30 protein-coding genes (1 of these 30 cut by a window edge) are annotated in these 18,026 nt (G+C 50.4%); 2 read left to right on the top strand and 28 right to left on the bottom strand.

Annotation, left to right across the window (positions count from 1 at the left end; genetic code table 11):
- Nucleotides 1–9, top strand: the final stretch of a protein-coding gene (gene pdaB, locus NST37_RS01760) for a polysaccharide deacetylase family sporulation protein PdaB (protein WP_003391897.1). Its footprint begins 756 nt before the window's first position; only the last 9 of its 765 coding nucleotides appear in the window; its start codon lies beyond the left edge, outside the window; the stop codon is at nucleotides 7–9.
- Nucleotides 10–38: 29 nt separating this feature from the next.
- Here pdaB and NST37_RS01755 read toward each other — a convergent pair whose 3' ends face one another.
- Nucleotides 39–617 (bottom strand): KinB-signaling pathway activation protein, encoded by a 579-nt coding sequence (locus tag NST37_RS01755; RefSeq protein ID WP_003391900.1) that lies wholly within the window; start codon nucleotides 615–617, stop codon nucleotides 39–41.
- A 123-nt stretch (nucleotides 618–740) separates the two neighbouring features.
- On the opposite strand from NST37_RS01755, the gene gerD reads away from it, so the two are divergent.
- Nucleotides 741–1,397: a spore germination lipoprotein GerD gene (gene gerD / locus NST37_RS01750; RefSeq protein ID WP_003391903.1), complete on the top strand. Its 657-nt coding sequence runs from the start codon at nucleotides 741–743 to the stop codon at nucleotides 1,395–1,397.
- Nucleotides 1,398–1,445: 48 nt separating this feature from the next.
- Here gerD and NST37_RS01745 read toward each other — a convergent pair whose 3' ends face one another.
- The 27 genes from NST37_RS01745 to rplN all read right to left on the bottom strand — a co-directional run bounded on the left by NST37_RS01745 (nucleotide 1,446) and on the right by rplN (nucleotide 18,010).
- Nucleotides 1,446–2,552 carry a P-loop NTPase gene (locus NST37_RS01745; RefSeq protein WP_003391906.1) on the bottom strand — a complete coding sequence of 369 codons (1,107 nt, stop codon included), beginning with the start codon at nucleotides 2,550–2,552 and terminating at the stop codon, nucleotides 1,446–1,448.
- Between the two features lie 146 nt (nucleotides 2,553–2,698).
- Nucleotides 2,699–3,415, bottom strand: a complete 717-nt coding sequence (gene cwlD / locus NST37_RS01740) for an N-acetylmuramoyl-L-alanine amidase CwlD (protein WP_003391909.1) — start codon at nucleotides 3,413–3,415, stop codon at nucleotides 2,699–2,701.
- A 192-nt stretch (nucleotides 3,416–3,607) separates the two neighbouring features.
- Entirely contained in the window at nucleotides 3,608–4,000 is a 393-nt protein-coding gene (rpsI, locus tag NST37_RS01735) for a 30S ribosomal protein S9 (protein ID WP_003391912.1), read from the bottom strand.
- A 20-nt stretch (nucleotides 4,001–4,020) separates the two neighbouring features.
- Nucleotides 4,021–4,458, bottom strand: a complete 438-nt coding sequence (rplM, locus tag NST37_RS01730) for a 50S ribosomal protein L13 (RefSeq protein ID WP_003391915.1) — start codon at nucleotides 4,456–4,458, stop codon at nucleotides 4,021–4,023.
- A 269-nt stretch (nucleotides 4,459–4,727) separates the two neighbouring features.
- On the bottom strand, nucleotides 4,728–5,468 hold the full coding sequence (gene truA / locus NST37_RS01725; RefSeq protein ID WP_031932700.1) for a tRNA pseudouridine(38-40) synthase TruA: 741 nt from the start codon (nucleotides 5,466–5,468) through the stop codon (nucleotides 4,728–4,730).
- Complete coding sequence (locus NST37_RS01720; RefSeq protein WP_003391919.1) at nucleotides 5,465–6,262, bottom strand: energy-coupling factor transporter transmembrane component T; 798 nt, start codon at nucleotides 6,260–6,262, stop codon at nucleotides 5,465–5,467. Before NST37_RS01720 ends, truA begins: the two co-directional genes overlap by 4 nt.
- 3 nt (nucleotides 6,263–6,265) lie before the next feature.
- Nucleotides 6,266–7,138, bottom strand: coding sequence for an energy-coupling factor transporter ATPase (locus NST37_RS01715; RefSeq protein WP_024984054.1), 873 nt, complete (start codon nucleotides 7,136–7,138; stop codon nucleotides 6,266–6,268).
- The gene (locus tag NST37_RS01710) at nucleotides 7,114–7,965 is read right to left on the bottom strand and encodes an energy-coupling factor transporter ATPase (RefSeq protein ID WP_003391923.1); all 852 of its coding nucleotides are present in this window, start codon (nucleotides 7,963–7,965) and stop codon (nucleotides 7,114–7,116) included. Before NST37_RS01710 ends, NST37_RS01715 begins: the two co-directional genes overlap by 25 nt.
- A gap of 161 nt (nucleotides 7,966–8,126) precedes the next feature.
- Nucleotides 8,127–8,486: a 50S ribosomal protein L17 gene (gene rplQ, locus NST37_RS01705; protein ID WP_003391928.1), complete on the bottom strand. Its 360-nt coding sequence runs from the start codon at nucleotides 8,484–8,486 to the stop codon at nucleotides 8,127–8,129.
- Between the two features lie 176 nt (nucleotides 8,487–8,662).
- Complete coding sequence (locus NST37_RS01700) at nucleotides 8,663–9,607, bottom strand: DNA-directed RNA polymerase subunit alpha (RefSeq protein ID WP_003391931.1); 945 nt, start codon at nucleotides 9,605–9,607, stop codon at nucleotides 8,663–8,665.
- Between the two features lie 155 nt (nucleotides 9,608–9,762).
- Complete coding sequence (gene rpsK / locus NST37_RS01695) at nucleotides 9,763–10,164, bottom strand: 30S ribosomal protein S11 (protein ID WP_003391933.1); 402 nt, start codon at nucleotides 10,162–10,164, stop codon at nucleotides 9,763–9,765.
- Between the two features lie 16 nt (nucleotides 10,165–10,180).
- Nucleotides 10,181–10,549: a 30S ribosomal protein S13 gene (rpsM, locus tag NST37_RS01690; protein WP_003391935.1), complete on the bottom strand. Its 369-nt coding sequence runs from the start codon at nucleotides 10,547–10,549 to the stop codon at nucleotides 10,181–10,183.
- A 25-nt stretch (nucleotides 10,550–10,574) separates the two neighbouring features.
- Nucleotides 10,575–10,688, bottom strand: coding sequence for a 50S ribosomal protein L36 (gene rpmJ, locus NST37_RS01685; RefSeq protein WP_003333770.1), 114 nt, complete (start codon nucleotides 10,686–10,688; stop codon nucleotides 10,575–10,577).
- A gap of 102 nt (nucleotides 10,689–10,790) precedes the next feature.
- Nucleotides 10,791–11,009, bottom strand: a complete 219-nt coding sequence (gene infA / locus NST37_RS01680) for a translation initiation factor IF-1 (protein ID WP_003333772.1) — start codon at nucleotides 11,007–11,009, stop codon at nucleotides 10,791–10,793.
- A 120-nt stretch (nucleotides 11,010–11,129) separates the two neighbouring features.
- Nucleotides 11,130–11,876, bottom strand: coding sequence for a type I methionyl aminopeptidase (gene map, locus NST37_RS01675; RefSeq protein WP_003391937.1), 747 nt, complete (start codon nucleotides 11,874–11,876; stop codon nucleotides 11,130–11,132).
- Nucleotides 11,877–11,880: 4 nt separating this feature from the next.
- On the bottom strand, nucleotides 11,881–12,525 hold the full coding sequence (locus tag NST37_RS01670; RefSeq protein ID WP_003391939.1) for an adenylate kinase: 645 nt from the start codon (nucleotides 12,523–12,525) through the stop codon (nucleotides 11,881–11,883).
- 88 nt (nucleotides 12,526–12,613) lie between these two features.
- Nucleotides 12,614–13,909 carry a preprotein translocase subunit SecY gene (gene secY, locus NST37_RS01665; protein ID WP_003391941.1) on the bottom strand — a complete coding sequence of 432 codons (1,296 nt, stop codon included), beginning with the start codon at nucleotides 13,907–13,909 and terminating at the stop codon, nucleotides 12,614–12,616.
- The gene (rplO, locus tag NST37_RS01660; protein WP_003391943.1) at nucleotides 13,909–14,349 is read right to left on the bottom strand and encodes a 50S ribosomal protein L15; all 441 of its coding nucleotides are present in this window, start codon (nucleotides 14,347–14,349) and stop codon (nucleotides 13,909–13,911) included. The genes secY and rplO overlap by 1 nt, the downstream gene beginning before the upstream one ends.
- Nucleotides 14,350–14,382: 33 nt before the next feature.
- On the bottom strand, nucleotides 14,383–14,568 hold the full coding sequence (rpmD, locus tag NST37_RS01655) for a 50S ribosomal protein L30 (protein WP_003391945.1): 186 nt from the start codon (nucleotides 14,566–14,568) through the stop codon (nucleotides 14,383–14,385).
- Nucleotides 14,569–14,584: 16 nt separating this feature from the next.
- A complete protein-coding gene (gene rpsE, locus NST37_RS01650; RefSeq protein ID WP_003391947.1) occupies nucleotides 14,585–15,082 on the bottom strand; it encodes a 30S ribosomal protein S5 in 498 nt (165 codons plus the stop codon).
- 18 nt (nucleotides 15,083–15,100) lie between these two features.
- Nucleotides 15,101–15,463 (bottom strand): 50S ribosomal protein L18, encoded by a 363-nt coding sequence (gene rplR / locus NST37_RS01645; RefSeq protein ID WP_003391949.1) that lies wholly within the window; start codon nucleotides 15,461–15,463, stop codon nucleotides 15,101–15,103.
- A 33-nt stretch (nucleotides 15,464–15,496) separates the two neighbouring features.
- Nucleotides 15,497–16,033, bottom strand: coding sequence for a 50S ribosomal protein L6 (rplF, locus tag NST37_RS01640; protein WP_003391950.1), 537 nt, complete (start codon nucleotides 16,031–16,033; stop codon nucleotides 15,497–15,499).
- Nucleotides 16,034–16,066: 33 nt separating this feature from the next.
- Entirely contained in the window at nucleotides 16,067–16,465 is a 399-nt protein-coding gene (gene rpsH, locus NST37_RS01635; RefSeq protein WP_003391953.1) for a 30S ribosomal protein S8, read from the bottom strand.
- A gap of 27 nt (nucleotides 16,466–16,492) precedes the next feature.
- Nucleotides 16,493–16,678 (bottom strand): type Z 30S ribosomal protein S14, encoded by a 186-nt coding sequence (locus NST37_RS01630; protein ID WP_003391955.1) that lies wholly within the window; start codon nucleotides 16,676–16,678, stop codon nucleotides 16,493–16,495.
- A gap of 30 nt (nucleotides 16,679–16,708) precedes the next feature.
- Nucleotides 16,709–17,251 (bottom strand): 50S ribosomal protein L5, encoded by a 543-nt coding sequence (gene rplE / locus NST37_RS01625; protein ID WP_003391957.1) that lies wholly within the window; start codon nucleotides 17,249–17,251, stop codon nucleotides 16,709–16,711.
- 26 nt (nucleotides 17,252–17,277) lie between these two features.
- Nucleotides 17,278–17,592, bottom strand: a complete 315-nt coding sequence (gene rplX, locus NST37_RS01620; RefSeq protein ID WP_003391959.1) for a 50S ribosomal protein L24 — start codon at nucleotides 17,590–17,592, stop codon at nucleotides 17,278–17,280.
- Between the two features lie 49 nt (nucleotides 17,593–17,641).
- Entirely contained in the window at nucleotides 17,642–18,010 is a 369-nt protein-coding gene (gene rplN / locus NST37_RS01615; protein ID WP_003391962.1) for a 50S ribosomal protein L14, read from the bottom strand.
- Nucleotides 18,011–18,026: the final 16 nt, after the last annotated feature.

Genomic DNA, 18,026 nt, shown 5'->3' with positions numbered 1-18,026 from the left:
GTTAATTGAAAAAGCTGACCAGATCCGGTCAGCTTTTCCTATTTTACCACTCGATGAAGTTGCATGACTTGCCAGACATTGCAGAACAATAAGGGAACCAGCATCGACATCGTGGCATAAAAATTATGCTGTTTGAGAGCTGGAATCCACTCGATGGCAGAAAAAACAAACATAAAGAACAATGTCGGCACCCAGGCGCTATGATTCGTCAGCTTCGCCTTTGCATATGCCGTTACAACGGCAATCACGAGCAAGAGAATGGGCTCAACGAAAAATTCCGATATCCCTTTTCCTTCTCCCAGCATCGTATACCGCAAGTAAACCATATCGAAAAACGCGAACAGCACCAGGAAAATCTGTATATTTTTCCACAAGCCTGGGTTCTTGAAAAGTCCTCTGGCAAAGTAACTGATCGTCATATAAGCAAAGAGGCCCATTTGAGCCACAATGCTGATCGTCATCCCATACAGCATTTGCATAAAGGTTCCCATAAAAAAGTTGGCCATTGTGCCTTCCAGCAATTTATCGGAAGCAAAGATAAGACCTACCACAATGCCGCCCAATCCACCAAGCAGCAACGTAGTAAAAAACAGCCAGCCGTACTTGCGCAAGCTCACCGAACGTCCCTCCAATCTGCATCGCTTATGATTGTACCAACCCATGCAAGAAAATACTAGCGTAAGAACAAAACAAAATGCGCACGTTACTCATTAGACAGGGTAAAGGAGGGTAACCGCCTCATGTGGAAGAAAAGTGTTTCTTTGTGGCTGTTGCTGGCGGTCAGCCTGATCATGACAAGCTGCGGCAACGGAGGGCAAGCCCAGGGCCCGGCACAGCCTGATTATAAGAGTGTAAAGGATATGGTGCTCGACATCCTGCAAACGGAAGAGGCCAAAAACTCCGTTGCGAAAATGATGAAGGACGACAAATTTACACAGAACCTCATCATGGACGAGTCAACCGTGAAGACAACGCTGATCCAAAGCATTACCAACCCGGAAAACCGGCATATCAAAGAAGCCTTCAAAGACCCGAAGTTTGCCAGCACCCTGGCTAAGTCGATGAAAAATGAGCATAAAACATTGATGAAAGACCTGATGAAGGATCCCGAGTATCAAAAAATGCTGATCAGCGTAATGAAAGACCCGGAATTTGAAAAAAATCTGATGGAAATGATGAGAAGCTCCGCCTATCGCAAGCAGACCATGCAAATTATGAAGGAATCCCTGCAGAGCCCGCTGTTCCAGGAAGAGCTCATGAAATTGATGACAAAAGCCACCGAAGACATGATGCAGCCGAAAGAAGCGAAAAAAGGACAGAAAAAAGGCGGTCAGGGCGAAGGCGGCGGTGGTGGCGGTGGAAGTGGCGGCGAAAGCGGCGGCGGCGGTCAATCGTAATAAAAAAGGTGAGCTCCAATAAGAGCCCACCTTTTTCCATAGTTGCGTTTATTGATTGACAGTGGCTTCACATTTCTCGGCCACAAGCTTTGCCATATCCATATAAATGCTTCCAATCGCCGAATCCTGCCGGTAAACGGATGGAGAATAGTCAGCCTCGGCTGGATGATTTTCCGGCTGACCGAGCGGAATTTGCGCCAGCAATTCCGTAGCAAGCGTCTCGGCGAGCTTGGCTCCTCCGCCTCTGCCGAATACGTATTCCTTGGAACCGTCCTTCGCCTCATACCATGCCATGTTTTCGACGACACCGAGAATTTCATGCCCCGTCTTCTTCGCCATGGCGCCGGCACGGGCGGCCACGAAGGCAGCGGTAGCATGCGGAGTCGTCACAACGATTTCCTTGCTTTGCGGGATCATGGTATGGACGTCAAGGGCCATATCGCCCGTACCCGGAGGCAAATCAAGCAAGAGATAATCGAGGTCTTCGCCCCAATGGACTTCTGTAAAGAAGTTCCGCAACATTTTGCCCAGCATCGGTCCACGCCAGATGATCGGGGAATTGTCCTCCACGAAGAATCCCATCGACATGACCTTTACCCCAAACTTGTCGACGGGCAGGATCGTCTCGCCAATAACAGTTGGGCGTTGCTCAATGTTCATCATGTCAGGCACGCTGAACCCGTAAATATCGGCGTCAATAATCCCGACTTTTTTGCCTAAACGCGCCAGCGAGACGGCCAGGTTGACGGTGACCGTCGATTTGCCCACTCCCCCTTTTCCGGAGGTGATGGCAATAAACGTGGTCATCGAGTCTTTTGCCAAAATCGGATTGAGAACAGGCGCTTGTCCTGCCGGTGACGGAGATGACGCCTGTCCTCCGCGCAACTGTGCGCTTAACGCTGCACGTTCTTCATCGGTCATGGAACCGAATTGCAGACGGACTTCTTTGGCACCCAGCTCTTTGACGGCAGCAATCACGTCTTGTTCGATTTTGGCTTTCAACGGACAGCCGGAAATCGTGAGAACAACGGTCAAACTGACAGTTTCTCCCTCGATCTGGATGTCCCGAATCATATTTAATTCGACCAGGCTGCGGTTGATTTCCGGGTCTTTTACATCACGAAGCGCTTCCAGCACGCTTTCTTTGGTCAACATCGCGTCCACCTCTATCTTATATGATACAAACGTAAACAGAAGCTCTTTAGGGTATGCGCGTCCATTATAGCATATCCGACGGGACCATACACGGCTGCGGGTGTTTCGAAATTGCAACAGTCAGACCGTCAGCAAGGAAACGCTGATCACGGTGCAGTCGGCGGCTTTTCCCCGGCGTAATGCCGCAGTATCCCTTGATAAATCGCATTGGCCATAGCCTTTTGGTAATCAACCGAGCGCAGGCGTTTAGCTTCCGCCTCATTGCTGACAAAACCAACCTCCACCAATACAGCGGGACAATCTACCTCGCGTATCAAAAATACGTCGTCCGTTTTGCTCGGCACCCGGTCCGTATTCTCTAGTACCCGCTTGATCTCATCCTGAATGAGGTAGGAAATTTCCTCGCTCTTTTTGAAAGCAGGATAGTAAAACGTCTGGGCCCCCTTCCACTTTGGCGATGGAATCGAGTTTACATGAACGCTTACCAAAAAGTCAGGGGAATTGTCGTTGACAAACTTGACCCTGTTTCGGATATCCTCTGATTTTCGTTTCCGCAGCCGTTCTGCCTCAGGGGAAGCCAGATCCTTGTCCTCTTCCCGCGTCATAATGACGTGCGCCCCTGACTGCAGGAGAAAATCACGCAAGTACAGACTGATTGCCAATGTCACTTCTTTCTCGATGACACTGCCATCTGACGAAACAGCTCCGCCGTCTTTTCCTCCATGTCCAGGATCGATGGCGATGACTGTCCCTGCCAAGGGCAATGACCAGGTCGTCCAGGAGGAACGATCTGGTGCTTCATAGGTGAGCAACAGCACGAGCAGAAGAAATGATAAGATGTATCCCGTTACTTTTCGAGCCACCTTGCACCGTCCCCTTTGTCCATTCTCGTTTCATCTTATGGACAAAGGGCCGCAAATATGACGGCTTGTTCGAGTTCGCTTACCCAATAAACCAAACCTTGATCCGTCCCTACAATAGATCCGTTGGCGAAAAAACAAAAACCCCCTGCCTTTGCATACACAAAGAACAAGGGGTTTTGCATAAAGCCTCTCTTAGCGCTTGGAGAATTGAGGAGCGCGACGAGCAGCTTTGAGACCGTATTTTTTACGCTCTTTCATACGAGGGTCGCGAGTCAGGAAGCCAGCGCGTTTCAGAGCGCCACGCAGTTCCGGATCTGCCTTCAGGAGAGCGCGGGATACGCCATGACGGATCGCACCAGCTTGACCAGTGGTACCGCCACCTTTAACGTTAACCAATACGTCGTAACGACCCAGTGTTTCAGTCAGTACGAGTGGTTGTTTTACGATCAGTTTCAGTGTTTCCAGACCAAAATAAGTGTCCATATCACGCTTGTTGATCACGATGCGACCTTCACCTGGAACCAGGCGAACGCGTGCGACGGAGTGCTTACGACGACCTGTGCCGTAGTATTGTACTTGTGCCACGTGTCTTTCCTCCCTTTACCTTAACCGCGGATTTGCCATACTTCTGGTTTTTGAGCTGCGTGTGGATGGTCAGTACCAGCGTACACTTTCAGCTTGGAGAACATTTGACGTCCCAGGCTGTTTTTAGGCAGCATGCCCTTAACAGCGATTTCAAACATGCGGGCTGGCTTGTTTTTCAACATTTCACCTGCAGAGGTTACTTTCAGACCACCCGGATAGAGGGAGTGGGAGTAGTATTTCTTGTCTTGCAGCTTGTTGCCGGAAAGCTTGACTTTGTCAGCGTTGATTACGATTACGAAATCACCAGCATCAACGTGCGGAGTGAATTCCGGTTTCAATTTGCCGCGCAGAATGGAAGCAACTTCGCTAGCCAGACGGCCAAGCGTTTGACCTTCTGCGTCAACGATGTACCATTTACGCTCGACTTCGAGCGGTTTCGCCATATATGTGGTACGCATGTTTGTCCCTCCTAAATATCTTACACATCCATTTACAATCATGGAAAATCAGTTTGGAAAAGCTGTCTTGTAACGGAGAGCAACTTCTCCAGGTGTTTCAAAAAAAAACGAACTTGTTTTTCAATCCCGGGGCTAGAGTGGGGCTAGGCGGGTATGAAAATACCAAGGAATATCGTACTACATAGAAGTTCTTGAGTCAAGTGCCCTCATGCATGTTAAACATTGGCACGGCTGTTTTTTTACGGGATCATCATCCGCAAAAAAGACCATTATTCCTCGTAGGAAACCTCCCACATGGTAAGACCCTTGGCCGGGGCTGTTTTCCCCGCAAGCTCGCGATTCCGCCCGAGCAAAATGGTCCGCAGCTCATCTGGATGGCGCTTTCCTTGGCCTACCTCTACCAAGGTTCCGACGATAATGCGCACCATGTTGTACAGAAAGCCGTTCCCCCTGCAAATCACCCAGATCACCTGTCCTTCAGACTCGACCCTCACATCGTACACCGTTCGCACCTTGTCTTCCACAACGGTCTTGGCTGAGCAGAAGGAAGTAAAGTCGTGCCTGCCGACAAGATGCCGGGCAGCCTGGCGCATCGCTTCCACATCCAGGGGAGAGCGGATATGATCGGCATAGCGGTGGCGAAATACATCCGGGACAGCACCGTTGTCGATGCAGTAACGGTACTCCTTGACCTTGACATCAAAGCGGGCATGGAACTCCGATGATACTTCTTCGACGGATCGTATCACTATGGAATCCGGAAGCTGATTGTTCAGAACAAACCGCCATTTGTCCAGCGGAATGCCGCTTTTTGTATCAAAGTGAAAAACTTGGCCGCGGGCATGGACGCCAGCATCTGTCCGGCCGGAACCGGAAATCTGGATCGTCTCCCCCGTAAGCCGGTGCAGGGCAGCCTCGATTTCCCCCTGGATCGTGACCTGATCCGGCTGTACCTGAAAGCCGCTGAAATCTGTACCGTCATAAGCGACCACACACTTTAACCGCCTCATGTACGCCACCATCCGATCACGAGCAGCAAGACGCATGCAGCGAGGGCGATCGAGCCGTCTCGCCAGCTCATCGTCAACGTCCGCAGTCTCGTTCGTCCAACACCGCCGCGATACCCCCGCGCCTCCATGGCCAAAGCCAGCTCCTCGGCACGCCTGAAAGCGCTGATAAACAAAGGAATCACGATCGGTATCAAATTTTGTGCACGCCGGATCAAATTGCCGCTGGTGAAATTTGCGCCGCGTGCTGTCTGCGCCTTGATGATCTTGTCCGTCTCTTCCATAAGCGTGGGAATAAACCTCAGTGCAATAGACATCATAAGTGCAATTTCGTGAACCGGCACGCCTATTCGTCCAAACGGGCCAAGCAAGCGCTCCAGCCCTTCCGTCAGATCGATCGGCGAGGTCGTCAGCGTCAACAACGAACTTACCAGCACCAACAGGCTGACCCGAAGCGAGATAAAGATCGCTTGGGTGACGCCCTTCTCCTCAATGGAAAACCAGCCCCACTGAAAGTAGACCTCTCCGCCTTTGGTAATCAACACGTGAAGAATGACGGTAAACAAGACCAGGATCCAAACAGGCCGCAAACTTTTCAAAATATAGGCAAGCGACAAGCGTGAGAGCATTACAGTCATGACCGTAAAGGCAATCAAGATCGCGTAGGTGATCACGTTGTTGGCCAGAAAGACCAGGATGGCAAACAGAATGATAAACAGCATCTTGCTCCGCGGATCAGCCCGATGGAGAAATGAGGTTCCCGGAACGTATTGCCCGATCGCAATATTTTGCAGCATCTGTCACCGCTCCCCTCGGTCCGAAATCCGTGCCAGCAGATGACTGATCAGTTCTTCTTCCCGGTAAACCGAAGATGGAAGGCGCTGTTCTTCCGGCAGCTTCCTGTTCAACTGTGAAATCAGGGAGACCGTTTCCGGCACATCCAAAGCGAGCTCGCGAAGAGTATCCGCCTGCGCAAATACCTCATCAGGCTTTCCCTCCAGCATTACCTTGCCTCCTGCCATGACGATCAGCCGATCGGCATAACGAGCGGCTTCCTCCATACTGTGCGTCACCAGCAAGGTCGTCAGCGACTGCTCGCGGTGAATGCGATAAATGGCCTCCAAAATCGCTTTTCTCCCCGCCGGGTCGAGTCCTGCTGTCGGCTCGTCCAATATCAACACTTTGGGCTGCATCGCCAGGACACCGGCTATAGCTACACGCCGCATTTGACCGCCGCTCAAGAGAAACGGGGAACGATCCTTCATCTCCTGGTAATCCAGTCCGACAATCTCCAAAGCTTCACGTACCCGCAGCTCTGCCATCTCTGGAGGCATGTCAAAGTTCAGCGGCCCGAAAGCCACGTCTTTGGCGACAGTCTCCTCAAACAACTGATGCTCGGGGTACTGAAAAACAAGTCCTATGTTGCGTCTGCTTTCGTGCGGCAGCTTTCGAGTCGGTGTCACCGTAACGTCGCCCAGCCTGATTGTTCCTTTCGTCGGCTGAAGCAAACCGTTGACATGCTGAATCAACGTGGATTTTCCCGAGCCAGTCTGTCCGATGATCCCCACAAAAGAGCCGGATGGAATGTTTATGGAAACATCCTGCAGCGCGAGGCGTTCAAATGGTGTACCCACCCCGTACACATGACTTACCTCTTCAAAAGTAATTTGCATAAGTGCTCCACCAGCTCCTCTTGGTGCAGGATGAACGGCAGGGATACACCTTCCGCGGCCAATGCATGACGAACACGAACGGCAAACGGGACATCGAGCCCCAACGCCTGCAACCGGTCCGGATCAGCAAATACCTCGGCTGCAGTACCATCCCATTCCACCTGACCGGCCCGCATGACGATAACCCGATCGGAGAAGACTGCTTCCTCCGGAAAATGAGTGATGTTCACAACCGTTATTCCCTCTTCCCGATTGAGACGGCGGGCCAGATTCAACACCTCTCGTCTCCCCATTGGGTCAAGCATCGCTGTCGCTTCATCCAGAATAAGAACAGAGGGCCGCATCGCCATGATGCCGGCTATCGCGACACGCTGCTTTTGCCCCCCGGACAAGCGATGCGGCTGGTCATACAGATGCGCTTCCATGCCGACCGCTTGCAGCGACTCCCGAATGCGTGTACGCATCTCGGCAGGGTCTGTTCCCATGTTTTCCAAACCGAACGCCACATCGTCCTCAACCGTTGCTCCAACGATTTGGTTGTCCGGATTTTGAAAAACCATGCCGACATGCCGGCGAACCTCCCAAATCAGCTCGCCGTCACGCGTATCAATACCGGTAACGAGAACAGTTCCCTCTTTCGGCAGCAATAGTGCGTTCATCAGCTTGGCCAGCGTCGACTTCCCTGAACCGTTATGCCCGAGAACGGATACAAAGGCCCCTTTGTGAATATCAAGGTTGATGCGATTCAGCACCGTTTCTTTTTGGCCTCCTTCGCCTTCGTAGGCAAATGAGACTTCTTGCAATGCCAGTAGGCGTTCCTCCGTCATCAGGTGTCCACATCCTCCCAGCTAAAACAGGGGATTTACAAACAAATAAAGAAAAAGGGCACGAATCAGAGTCCAGTCCCAAGACCAGAGTCTGCCCCCACCCTTTTTCAGGTTGTCTAAAAAGATAGCCTTTTTACACAACCCGGATTTGATCAGATATATTACACCAATTCGATGTAAGCCATCGGAGCAGCATCCCCACGACGAGGACCTGTCTTCAGGACACGAGTGTATCCACCATTGCGCTCTTTGTAACGAGGAGCGATGTCATCAAACAGCTTTTGAACCGCATCGCGGCCTTCTTCTGTAGCTACTTCTTTACGAACGAAAGCAGCTACCTGACGGCGTGCATGCAGGTCACCGCGTTTTGCCAGCGTGATCATTTGATCAGCGATGGAACGCAGTTCTTTCGCTTTCATCTCAGTCGTCTCGATGCGCTCGTTGATGATCAAGTCAGTTACCAGATCACGGAACAGCGCTTTGCGAGCAGAGCTGCGACGACCCAATTTACGGTATGCCATGTTCTTACCTCCTTCTTACTCGCGAGCACTACGTCGATTTGCTGCTTAGGTCGAGCGAGATCTGCAGTGCCCTCGGGTGCTTCTTACTCGCGAGCACTACGTCGATTCTGCTGCTTAGGTCGAGCGAGATCTGCAGTGCCCACTGGGTGCCTCTTGCCAGACATGCTGCAGGTGCCCTAGTCGTCGCTGCGAAGAGAGAGGCCGAGTTCTGCCAGCTTCTCTTGCACCTCTTCCAAGGATTTGCGACCGAGGTTGCGCACTTTCATCATGTCCTCTTCGGTCTTCTGCGTCAGCTCTTGCACGGTGTTGATACCGGCACGCTTCAAGCAGTTGTAGGAACGGACAGAGAGATCGAGCTCTTCGATTGTCATCTCGAGCACTTTCTCTTTCTTGTCCTCTTCCTTCTCTACCATGATCTCGGCATCCTTCGCCTCGTCAGTCAAGCCAACGAACAGGTTGAGGTGCTCGGTCATGATTTTTGCGCCTAGACTAACGGCTTCTTCCGGACTAATACTGCCGTTCGTCCACACTTCAAGAGTCAACTTGTCATAGTTGGTCATTTGACCAACGCGGGTATTCTCCACTTGATAGTTGACACGCTTGATGGGCGTATAGATCGAATCAATCGGAATCACGCCAATCGGCAGATCCTCCGACTTGTTTCCATCTGCTTGTACGTATCCACGTCCACGTCCAGCTGTCATACGAATGTGCAGACGACCGCCGTTTGCCAACGTTGCAATATGAAGATCAGGGTTCAAGATCTCCACATCACTGTCTGCGCGGATATCTCCCGCCTTGACTACGCCTTCGCCCTCAGCGTCAATCTCGATGACTTTTTCTTCATCGGAATGGATCTTAAGTGCCAGGCCTTTGATGTTGAGAATAATCTCTGTTACATCTTCCACGACGCCTTCAATCGTAGAGAACTCGTGAAGGACCCCGTCAATCTGAACGGTGCGTACCGCCGCGCCTGGCAAGGACGAGAGGAGAATCCGTCTCAATGAGTTGCCAAGAGTGGTGCCGTATCCGCGCTCAAGAGGTTCTACAACGAACTTCCCGTACGAGTTGTCGTCGCTTACTTCCACAACCTCGATTTTCGGTTTTTCTATTTCTATCATTAAACAAACCCTCCTTCAAAACGTCGAAATTCTTGGGTGGGCAAGCGTTCCGCCCACTCATGAATTTCCCCGGCGGTTTACCGTTTGCGTGCATGACAAGCTAAAATCAGAATTTACCATTCTAGTATGGACATGTTCTGAACGTTATAAACCCGTTACACGCGGCGACGTTTTGGTGGACGGCAACCGTTGTGCGGAATCGGCGTCACGTCTTTAATCATGTTAACTTCCAGACCTGCTGCTTGCAGGGAACGGATCGCTGCTTCACGACCTGCACCCGGACCTTTTACCAGCACTTCCAGAGAGCGCATGCCGTGTTCCATTGCTACGCGGGCAGCAGATTCTGCAGCCATTTGCGCAGCAAACGGTGTGCTCTTGCGGGAGCCTCTGAAGCCGAGGGCACCGGCACTGGACCAAGAGATCGCGTTGCCGTGCGGATCAGTGATAGTCACGATCGTGTTGTTAAACGTAGAACGGATATGTGCTACGCCGACTTCAACGTTTTTACGGTCACGACGACGGGTACGAGTAGCCGTCGCTTGTTTTCTTTTCGCCATGTCCCATTACCCTCCTTTACTTCTTCTTGTTTGCTACAGTACGGCGAGGACCTTTGCGCGTACGTGCATTTGTTTTCGAACGTTGGCCGCGAACAGGCAGGCCACGACGATGACGGATTCCGCGGAAGCAACCGATTTCCATCAGGCGCTTGATGTTCAGGGAGATCTCACGACGAAGATCGCCTTCCACCTTGATGTTCTTATCGATGAACTCACGCAGTTTTGCCACTTCTTCTTCTGTCAGATCACGAACGCGAGTATCCGCGTTAACACCGGTAGCGGACAGGATTTTTTGGGACGTGGGACGGCCGATACCGAAAATGTAGGTAAGAGCGATTTCCACGCGTTTTTCGCGAGGCAAGTCAACGCCTGCAATACGTGCCATGTGTCAAAAGCACCTCCTTGTTTACTTATCCTTGTTTTTGCTTATGCTTTGGGTTTTCACAAATAACCATTACGTTACCTTTGCGACGGATAACCTTGCATTTTTCGCAAATCGGTTTAACCGACGGTCTCACTTTCATGGTTCTTGCCTCCCTCTTTAGGGTAGTGAAAAACGTCGAGACGTTTTTCATAAAACTATAATCAGACCGCGCTGCGGTTACAAAACGCTGGGAAGCATTTTGTTATTTATAGCGGTACGTAATGCGTCCGCGAGTCAAATCGTAAGGCGACAGTTCAACGGTTACCTTGTCCCCTGGCAGAATGCGGATAAAATGCATGCGGATTTTTCCCGAAACGTGAGCGAGCACTTTGTGCCCATTCTCTAATTCTACCCGAAACATCGCGTTGGGCAAAGGTTCGATTACCGTACCCTCCACTTCAATTACATCGTCTTTCGCCATCGTACACTCTCCTTTCTTCTGCAGCTTCAGTCAGACCATGAGTTTTTGGTATATGAAATACGGAACGAACTTATCGTCGACACGTTGGACGACAATCCTGAAGCGACCGTTGTGCCTCAGCTACGCTCTTGTAAAAATCTCATAGCCATCTTCCGTAATCGCGATGGTGTGTTCAAAGTGAGCACATCTTTTTCGATCCACTGTTACAACCGTCCAATTGTCCTCCAAAGTGCGGACATAACGTTCGCCGGCATTGACCATTGGTTCGATTGCCAACACCATTCCCGGTTTCAACCGAGGACCTCGATCAGGCGGCCCGTAGTTGGGAACCTGAGGATCTTCGTGCAGGTTTTGCCCGATCCCATGCCCCACATACTCGCGAACGAGAGTGAAGCCAGCAGCTTCTGCGTGGATCTGAATCGCGTGGGAAATATCGGACAGCCGCGCACCAGGTAGTGCCTTTTCCAGGCCCTTGTACAACGACTCTTCCGTCACTCGCAGCAAACGTTGATCTTCTTCTGCAATATTGCCGACCGGGTACGTCCAAGCAGAGTCACCATGAAAGCCCTGATACTGAGCTCCAATATCGATGCTGATGATGTCCCCTTCTTGCAGCACCCGTTTTCCTGGGATCCCGTGTACGAGTTCTTCATTGACTGAAGCACAGATACTTCCTGGAAAGCCTCCGTAGCCTTTAAACGATGGAATCGCTCCCTTGCTGCGGATAAAGGTTTCGGCGAGTTCGTCCAGTTGCTTTGTCGTTACGCCAGGCTTGATCGCCTTAGCCAGTTCTTGATGGGTGAGTGCGACGATCCGACCAGCTTCGCGCATAACCTCAAGTTCTGCTTTCGACTTTAGGATGATCATTCACTTACCCTCGCAACAAAGACTTAATCTCCTCAAACACAACCTGGATATCCTGCTCGCCGTCAATGCTACGCAGAAGGCCTTGCTCCGTGTAGTAATCGATCAGCAGCTGTGTTTGGGCAATATTGACATCGAGGCGTTGAGAAACAACTTCCAGCTTGTCGTCATCGCGTTGATAGAGCTTGCCGCCATCCTTGTCGCAAATTCCTGCCTCTTTCGGAGGATTGAACATGGTGTGGTAGCTCGCTCCGCACACTGGACAAATCCAGCGGCCGGTCAGACGATCAATCAGAAGCTCACGGCGAACATTGATGTTGATGACGTGATCAATCTCACGTCCCAGCTCCTTCACTGTCGCCGTCAATGCCTCAGCCTGAGGAACAGTACGCGGGAATCCATCGAGGAGGAAACCCTTCTCGCAATCTTCCATTGCCAGGCGTTCCCGCACAATTCCGATGACGACCTCATCAGGAACAAGCTGCCCCTGGTCCATATAGGACTTGGCTTTCAGTCCGAGCGGCGTTTCGTTTTTGACCGCTGCCCGGAACATGTCACCGGTTGAAATATGCGGGATGTCAAACTCTTTTACGATTCGTTCTGCCTGTGTGCCTTTACCGGCACCAGGCAGTCCCATCAAGATTATATTCACGTTCATTCCTCCGTCCCATCCGAAAAGCTTCTCACGCACCCTGAATCGGAGCCGTATCCCCGACCAGAAAGCTTTTCAACTACCTCGGTTACTTAATGAACCCTTGGTAATGGCGCTTGATCATCTGGCTTTCGATCTGCTTCATCGTGTCGAGAGCGACACCGATCACGATCAGCAGAGAAGTTCCGCCGATGTAGATCTGTTGAGGCAGGTTGGCCAGCTTACTGAAGAAGAATGGCAATATGGAAATTGTCATCAGGAACAAGGCGCCAGCCAATGTAAGACGGTTCAACGTACGGGTAATGTACACCTCGGTGTTTTTACCGGGTCGGATACCAGGAATGTAACCGCCATTTTTCCTCATATTCTCCGCCAGTTGTACAGGGTTGATCTGTACAAAAGTGTAGAAATACGTGAAACCGATAATCAAGATTGCGTATAGCGTCATCCCAAGCGCTGCGCTAGGTTGGAAATGTGTGTAGATCCAGTTGGCGATACCCGTTCCGGAACCATCTACCCAGAACTGCGCGATTGTTGAAGGGAAGATTACGAGCGAGATTGCAAAGATAACGGGAATTACACCAGCAGAGTTGATTTTGAGCGGAATGTGGGTGGATTGACCACCGTACATTTTGCGACCAACTACACGCTTTGCATATTGCACCGGAATCTTGCGCACACCTTGCTGCATAAAGATGACCCCAACAATAATAGCGATGATCACCAAAAGGACAATCAGCAATTTTACGATTGAAAAGAACAGATTCTGAGAAGCGTCGCCAAATTGCGTCGTGTAAATTGTCGTAATCCCACTAGGAATATTGGCAACGATACCAGCAACGATGATAATCGAAATCCCGTTTCCGATACCCTTCTCTGTAATTTGTTCACCCATCCACATCAGAAACGAGGTTCCTGCTGTCAGAGTGAGTGCGATCAATGCGTAACTGCCAATCGACGTATCGTTAAGCAGTCCTGGAGCCATGTTGTTAAACCCGATCGTCATCCCCACAGACTGGATCAAAGCAAGCACAATGGTGAAGTAGCGCGTGACGGTCGCGATTTTGCGGCGTCCCACTTCTCCTTCACGAGCCCATTGCGTAAACTTAGGCACAACATCCATGGACAGAAGCTGCATGATAATCGATGCCGTAATGTACGGCATGATTCCCATTGCAAAAATCGAGTAGTTTTGCAGTGCGCCACCGGAGAAGGTATTCAACAATCCCAGCAAGTGGTTCGTATTCTGCTGAAACAACTCGACATTCACGTTAGGGGCAGGGACGAAACTCCCGATTCGGAAGACGACCAGCATCATCAGCGTAAAGAATATCTTACGACGCAGGTCGCCTATCTTAAAAATGTTAGTTAATGAGCCTAACATTAGATCACCTCGGTTGTTCCACCGACTTGAGCGATCTTCTCAGCAGCTGCATTGGAGAACTTGTGAGCTTTCACAGTCAGCTTCACAGTCAGTTCACCGTTTGCAAGAACTTTTACACCGTCGCGCATAGCGCTGATTACACCAGTTTCTTTCAACAGTTCAGGTGTAACCACAGTGCCTTCTTCAAAACGATTCAGCGCATCCAAGCTAACAACCGCGTATTCCTTACGGTTAATGTTAGTGAAACCGCGCTTAGGCAGTCGACGGAACAGTGGGTTTTGACCACCCTCGAATCCAGGACGAACACCGCCGCCGGAACGAGCGTTTTGACCTTTATGACCTTTACCAGCTGTTTTACCAGTACCGCTACCGATACCGCGACCAAGGCGCTTGCGAGTATGGCGGGACCCTTCTGCAGGTTTCAGTTCATGCAATTTCATTCCTTGCACCTCCTAACCGTGTAAAATCAACGTTTACGCTTCTACTTCTTTCACTTCTACCAGATGCTTCACTTTGAAGATCATGCCGCGGATTGCAGCGTTATCTTCTTTCACCACAGTGTGGTTGATTTTGCGAAGACCCAGAGCTTTTACTGTATCTTTTTGATCGACTGTGCGGCCGATCACGCTGCGCTTGAGGGTAATTTGCAATTTTGCCATGTCCATTCCCTCCTTATTAACCCAACAACTCGTCAACAGTCTTACCGCGCAGTTTCGCGACGTCTTCCGCTGTTTTCAGACGGCCGAGGCCTTCCAGCGTAGCGTTGACCATGTTGATGGGGTTGTTGGAACCGAGAGACTTGCTCAAAACGTCACCTACACCAGCAAGCTCCAGAACCGCGCGGACAGGTCCGCCAGCAATAACACCGGTACCTTCGGAAGCAGGTTTAATCAGCACTTTACCGGAACCGAAGTGGCACAGTACTTCGTGCGGAATGGTCGTTCCTTTCATCGGTACACGGATCAATTTTTTCTTTGCATCGTCAATCGCTTTACGAATCGCGTCCGGCACTTCTTGGGCTTTACCCATACCAGCGCCTACGTGACCGTTGCGGTCGCCGACTACCACAAGAGCGCTGAAGCTCATGCGACGTCCACCTTTAACCGTTTTCGCAACACGGTTAACGGCGACTACTTTTTCTTCCAGCTCCAATTTGCTAGAGTCGATACGCATTCCTTTCCCTCCTTGTTGTTAGAATTGCAGGCCAGCTTCACGAGCTGCTTCTGCGAGTGCTTTAATGCGTCCATGATAAATATATCCACCACGGTCGAAAATTACGTCATTCAGACCTTTTTCTTGTGCACGCTTAGCAATCAGTGTACCCACAGCAGTCGCTGCTTCTACATTCGCACCGTTTTTCAGGCCAAGCTCTTTATCCAGAGAGGATGCTTGTGCCAAAGTAGTGCCTGTAGCATCATCGATCAGTTGAGCATAGATGTGCTTGGAAGAACGGAATACGTTCAGACGCGGACGTACAGCAGAGCCGACCAGACGCTTGCGAATGCGCAGATGGCGTTTTTTCCGAGCTTTGTTTTTATCAGCTTTCGTAAACATTACGCGGCCTCCCTTCTCATAAAACTACGAAGCTTATTTACCTTTTTTACCCTCTTTGCGGCGAACAACTTCGTCGCTGTACTTAATCCCTTTGCCTTTGTATGGCTCAGGCTTACGGAGGGAGCGAATTTCAGACGCGATTTGGCCTACGCGCTCTTTGTCGATACCTTTAACCACCAGAGTGGTTTGGTTTGGTACATCGATTTCAATACCCTCTTCAGGAGTTACCTCAACTGGGTGAGAGAAACCGAGAGAAAGAGTTACGCCTTTTCCTGCTTTCGCAGCGCGGTAACCTACACCTACAAGCTCCAGTGTACGAGTAAAGCCTTCGGATACGCCTTTTACCATGTTGGCAACCAGCGCACGAGTCGTACCATGGAGAGAGCGGTGAAGCTTGTTATCGCTAGGACGCTCAACGACTACTTCGTTATCGTTGATATTGATTTTGATATCCGGATGGAAGTTACGAACGAGTTGACCCTTAGGGCCCTTTACCGTCAGCTCAGTACCGTTCAGAGTGAGGGTAACGCCTGCAGGGACCACGATCGGTTTTCTACCGACACGAGACATGTGGTGCACCTCCTGTGCTTTTCAAATCTGTGATTACCAAACGTAAGCGAGAACTTCTCCACCTACATGAGCTTGGCGAGCTTGCTTGTCGGTCATTACGCCAGCAGACGTAGAGATCAGGGCTACACCCAGACCGCCAAGAACTTTAGGGATCTCTGTGTTTTTCGCATATACGCGCAGACCTGGCTTGGAGATACGCTTCAGTCCGGTGATTACGCGCTCGTTGTTCGCACCGTATTTCAGGAAAACACGGATGATCCCTTGCTTGTTATCTTCAACGAACTCAGCATCGCGAATGAAACCTTCTTCCTTCAGGATGCGAGCAATTTCTTTCTTGATAGTGGACGCCGGGATCTCCACTTTCTCGTGGCGAACCATGTTGGCGTTACGAATGCGCGTAAGCATGTCAGCGATTGGATCAGTCATAACCATGAGAGAGAACCTCCTTCCCGTTTCAAATTACCAGCTTGCTTTTTTCACGCCAGGGATTTGGCCTTTATAAGCAAGTTCACGGAAGCAAATACGGCAGAGTTTAAATTTGCGCAAAACGGAATGAGGACGTCCGCAGCGCTCACAACGGGTGTAAGCACGAACCGCAAACTTCGGTTTCCGTTGTTGCTTGATAACCATCGATTTCTTTGCCACATTCTTCCCTCCTTACTTTGTTTGTGGGGTTTATTTACGGAATGGCATACCCATTTGAGTCAGCAATTCACGAGCTTCTTCGTCTGTTTTCGCGGAAGTGACGATTACGATGTCCATACCGCGAACTTTGTCGATTTTATCGTACTCGATCTCAGGGAAGATCAGCTGTTCCTTCAGACCGAGCGTGTAGTTGCCGCGACCATCGAAAGCTTTCGAAGATACACCACGGAAGTCACGTACACGTGGGAGAGATACGTTCATCAGTTTGTCGAGGAAGTGGTACATACGCTCACCGCGCAGTGTCACTTTCGCACCGATTGCCATACCTTCACGCAGTTTGAAACCAGCGATGGAGTTCTTTGCACGAGTTACAACCGGCTTTTGACCAGCGATAATTTGCAAATCTTCAACCGCGGAATCCAGAGCCTTGGCGTTGCCTACCGCTTCACCAACACCCATGTTGATCACGATTTTTTCTACTTTCGGAACCTGCATGATGGAAGAGTAACCAAACTTGCTCATCAGGCTAGGCACGATTTCGCTAGTATATTTTTCTTTCAATCTTGCTGCCATCTAGGACATCCTCCTTTCCGATCTGACTACTTGTCGAGAACTTCGCCAGATTTTTTCGCGTACCGAACTTTTTTACCGTTATCCAGTACCTTGTAACCGATACGTGTTGCTTTGCCGGACTTCGGATCGATCAAAGATACGTTGGATACATGAATCGGTGCTTCTTGAGTTACAATGCCGCCTTGCGGATTGGATTGGGACGGACGAGAGTGTTTTTTCACCAGGTTGATTCCTTCAACCAGGACGCGATCTTTCTTCGGGTAAGCAGCGAGAACGCGACCTTTTTTACCCTTGTCTTTACCCGTTATTACGATAACAGTGTCGCCTTTCTTAACGTGCATCGCTTGGTGCACCTCCTATCGAGCAAACTACCAGAGTATTTCCGTTCAATTAGATTACCTCAGGAGCCAGGGAGATGATCTTCATGAAGTCTTTTTCACGAAGTTCACGTGCTACCGGTCCAAAAATACGGGTACCACGAGGTGATTTATCCTCTTTAATGATTACTGCTGCGTTTTCATCAAAACGGATGTAAGAACCATCCTGACGGCGAACGCCGCGCACGCTGCGTACTACAACCGCTTTAACTACTTGACCTTTCTTGACAACGCCGCCGGGTGTAGCGGATTTAACGGAGCACACGATAACATCACCGATGTTCGCCGTTTTGCGACCGGAACCGCCCAGAACCTTGATGCACATGAGTTCTTTTGCACCGGAGTTGTCAGCAACAGCCAATCTCGTCTGAGTTTGGATCATTTACTGTTCCTCCTTT

It is taken from the genome of Brevibacillus sp. FSL K6-6036, from assembly GCF_037964015.1.
GTDB classification, from domain to species: Bacteria; Bacillota; Bacilli; order Brevibacillales; family Brevibacillaceae; genus Brevibacillus; species Brevibacillus borstelensis.
This window is presented reverse-complemented; position numbering and strand designations above follow the sequence as displayed.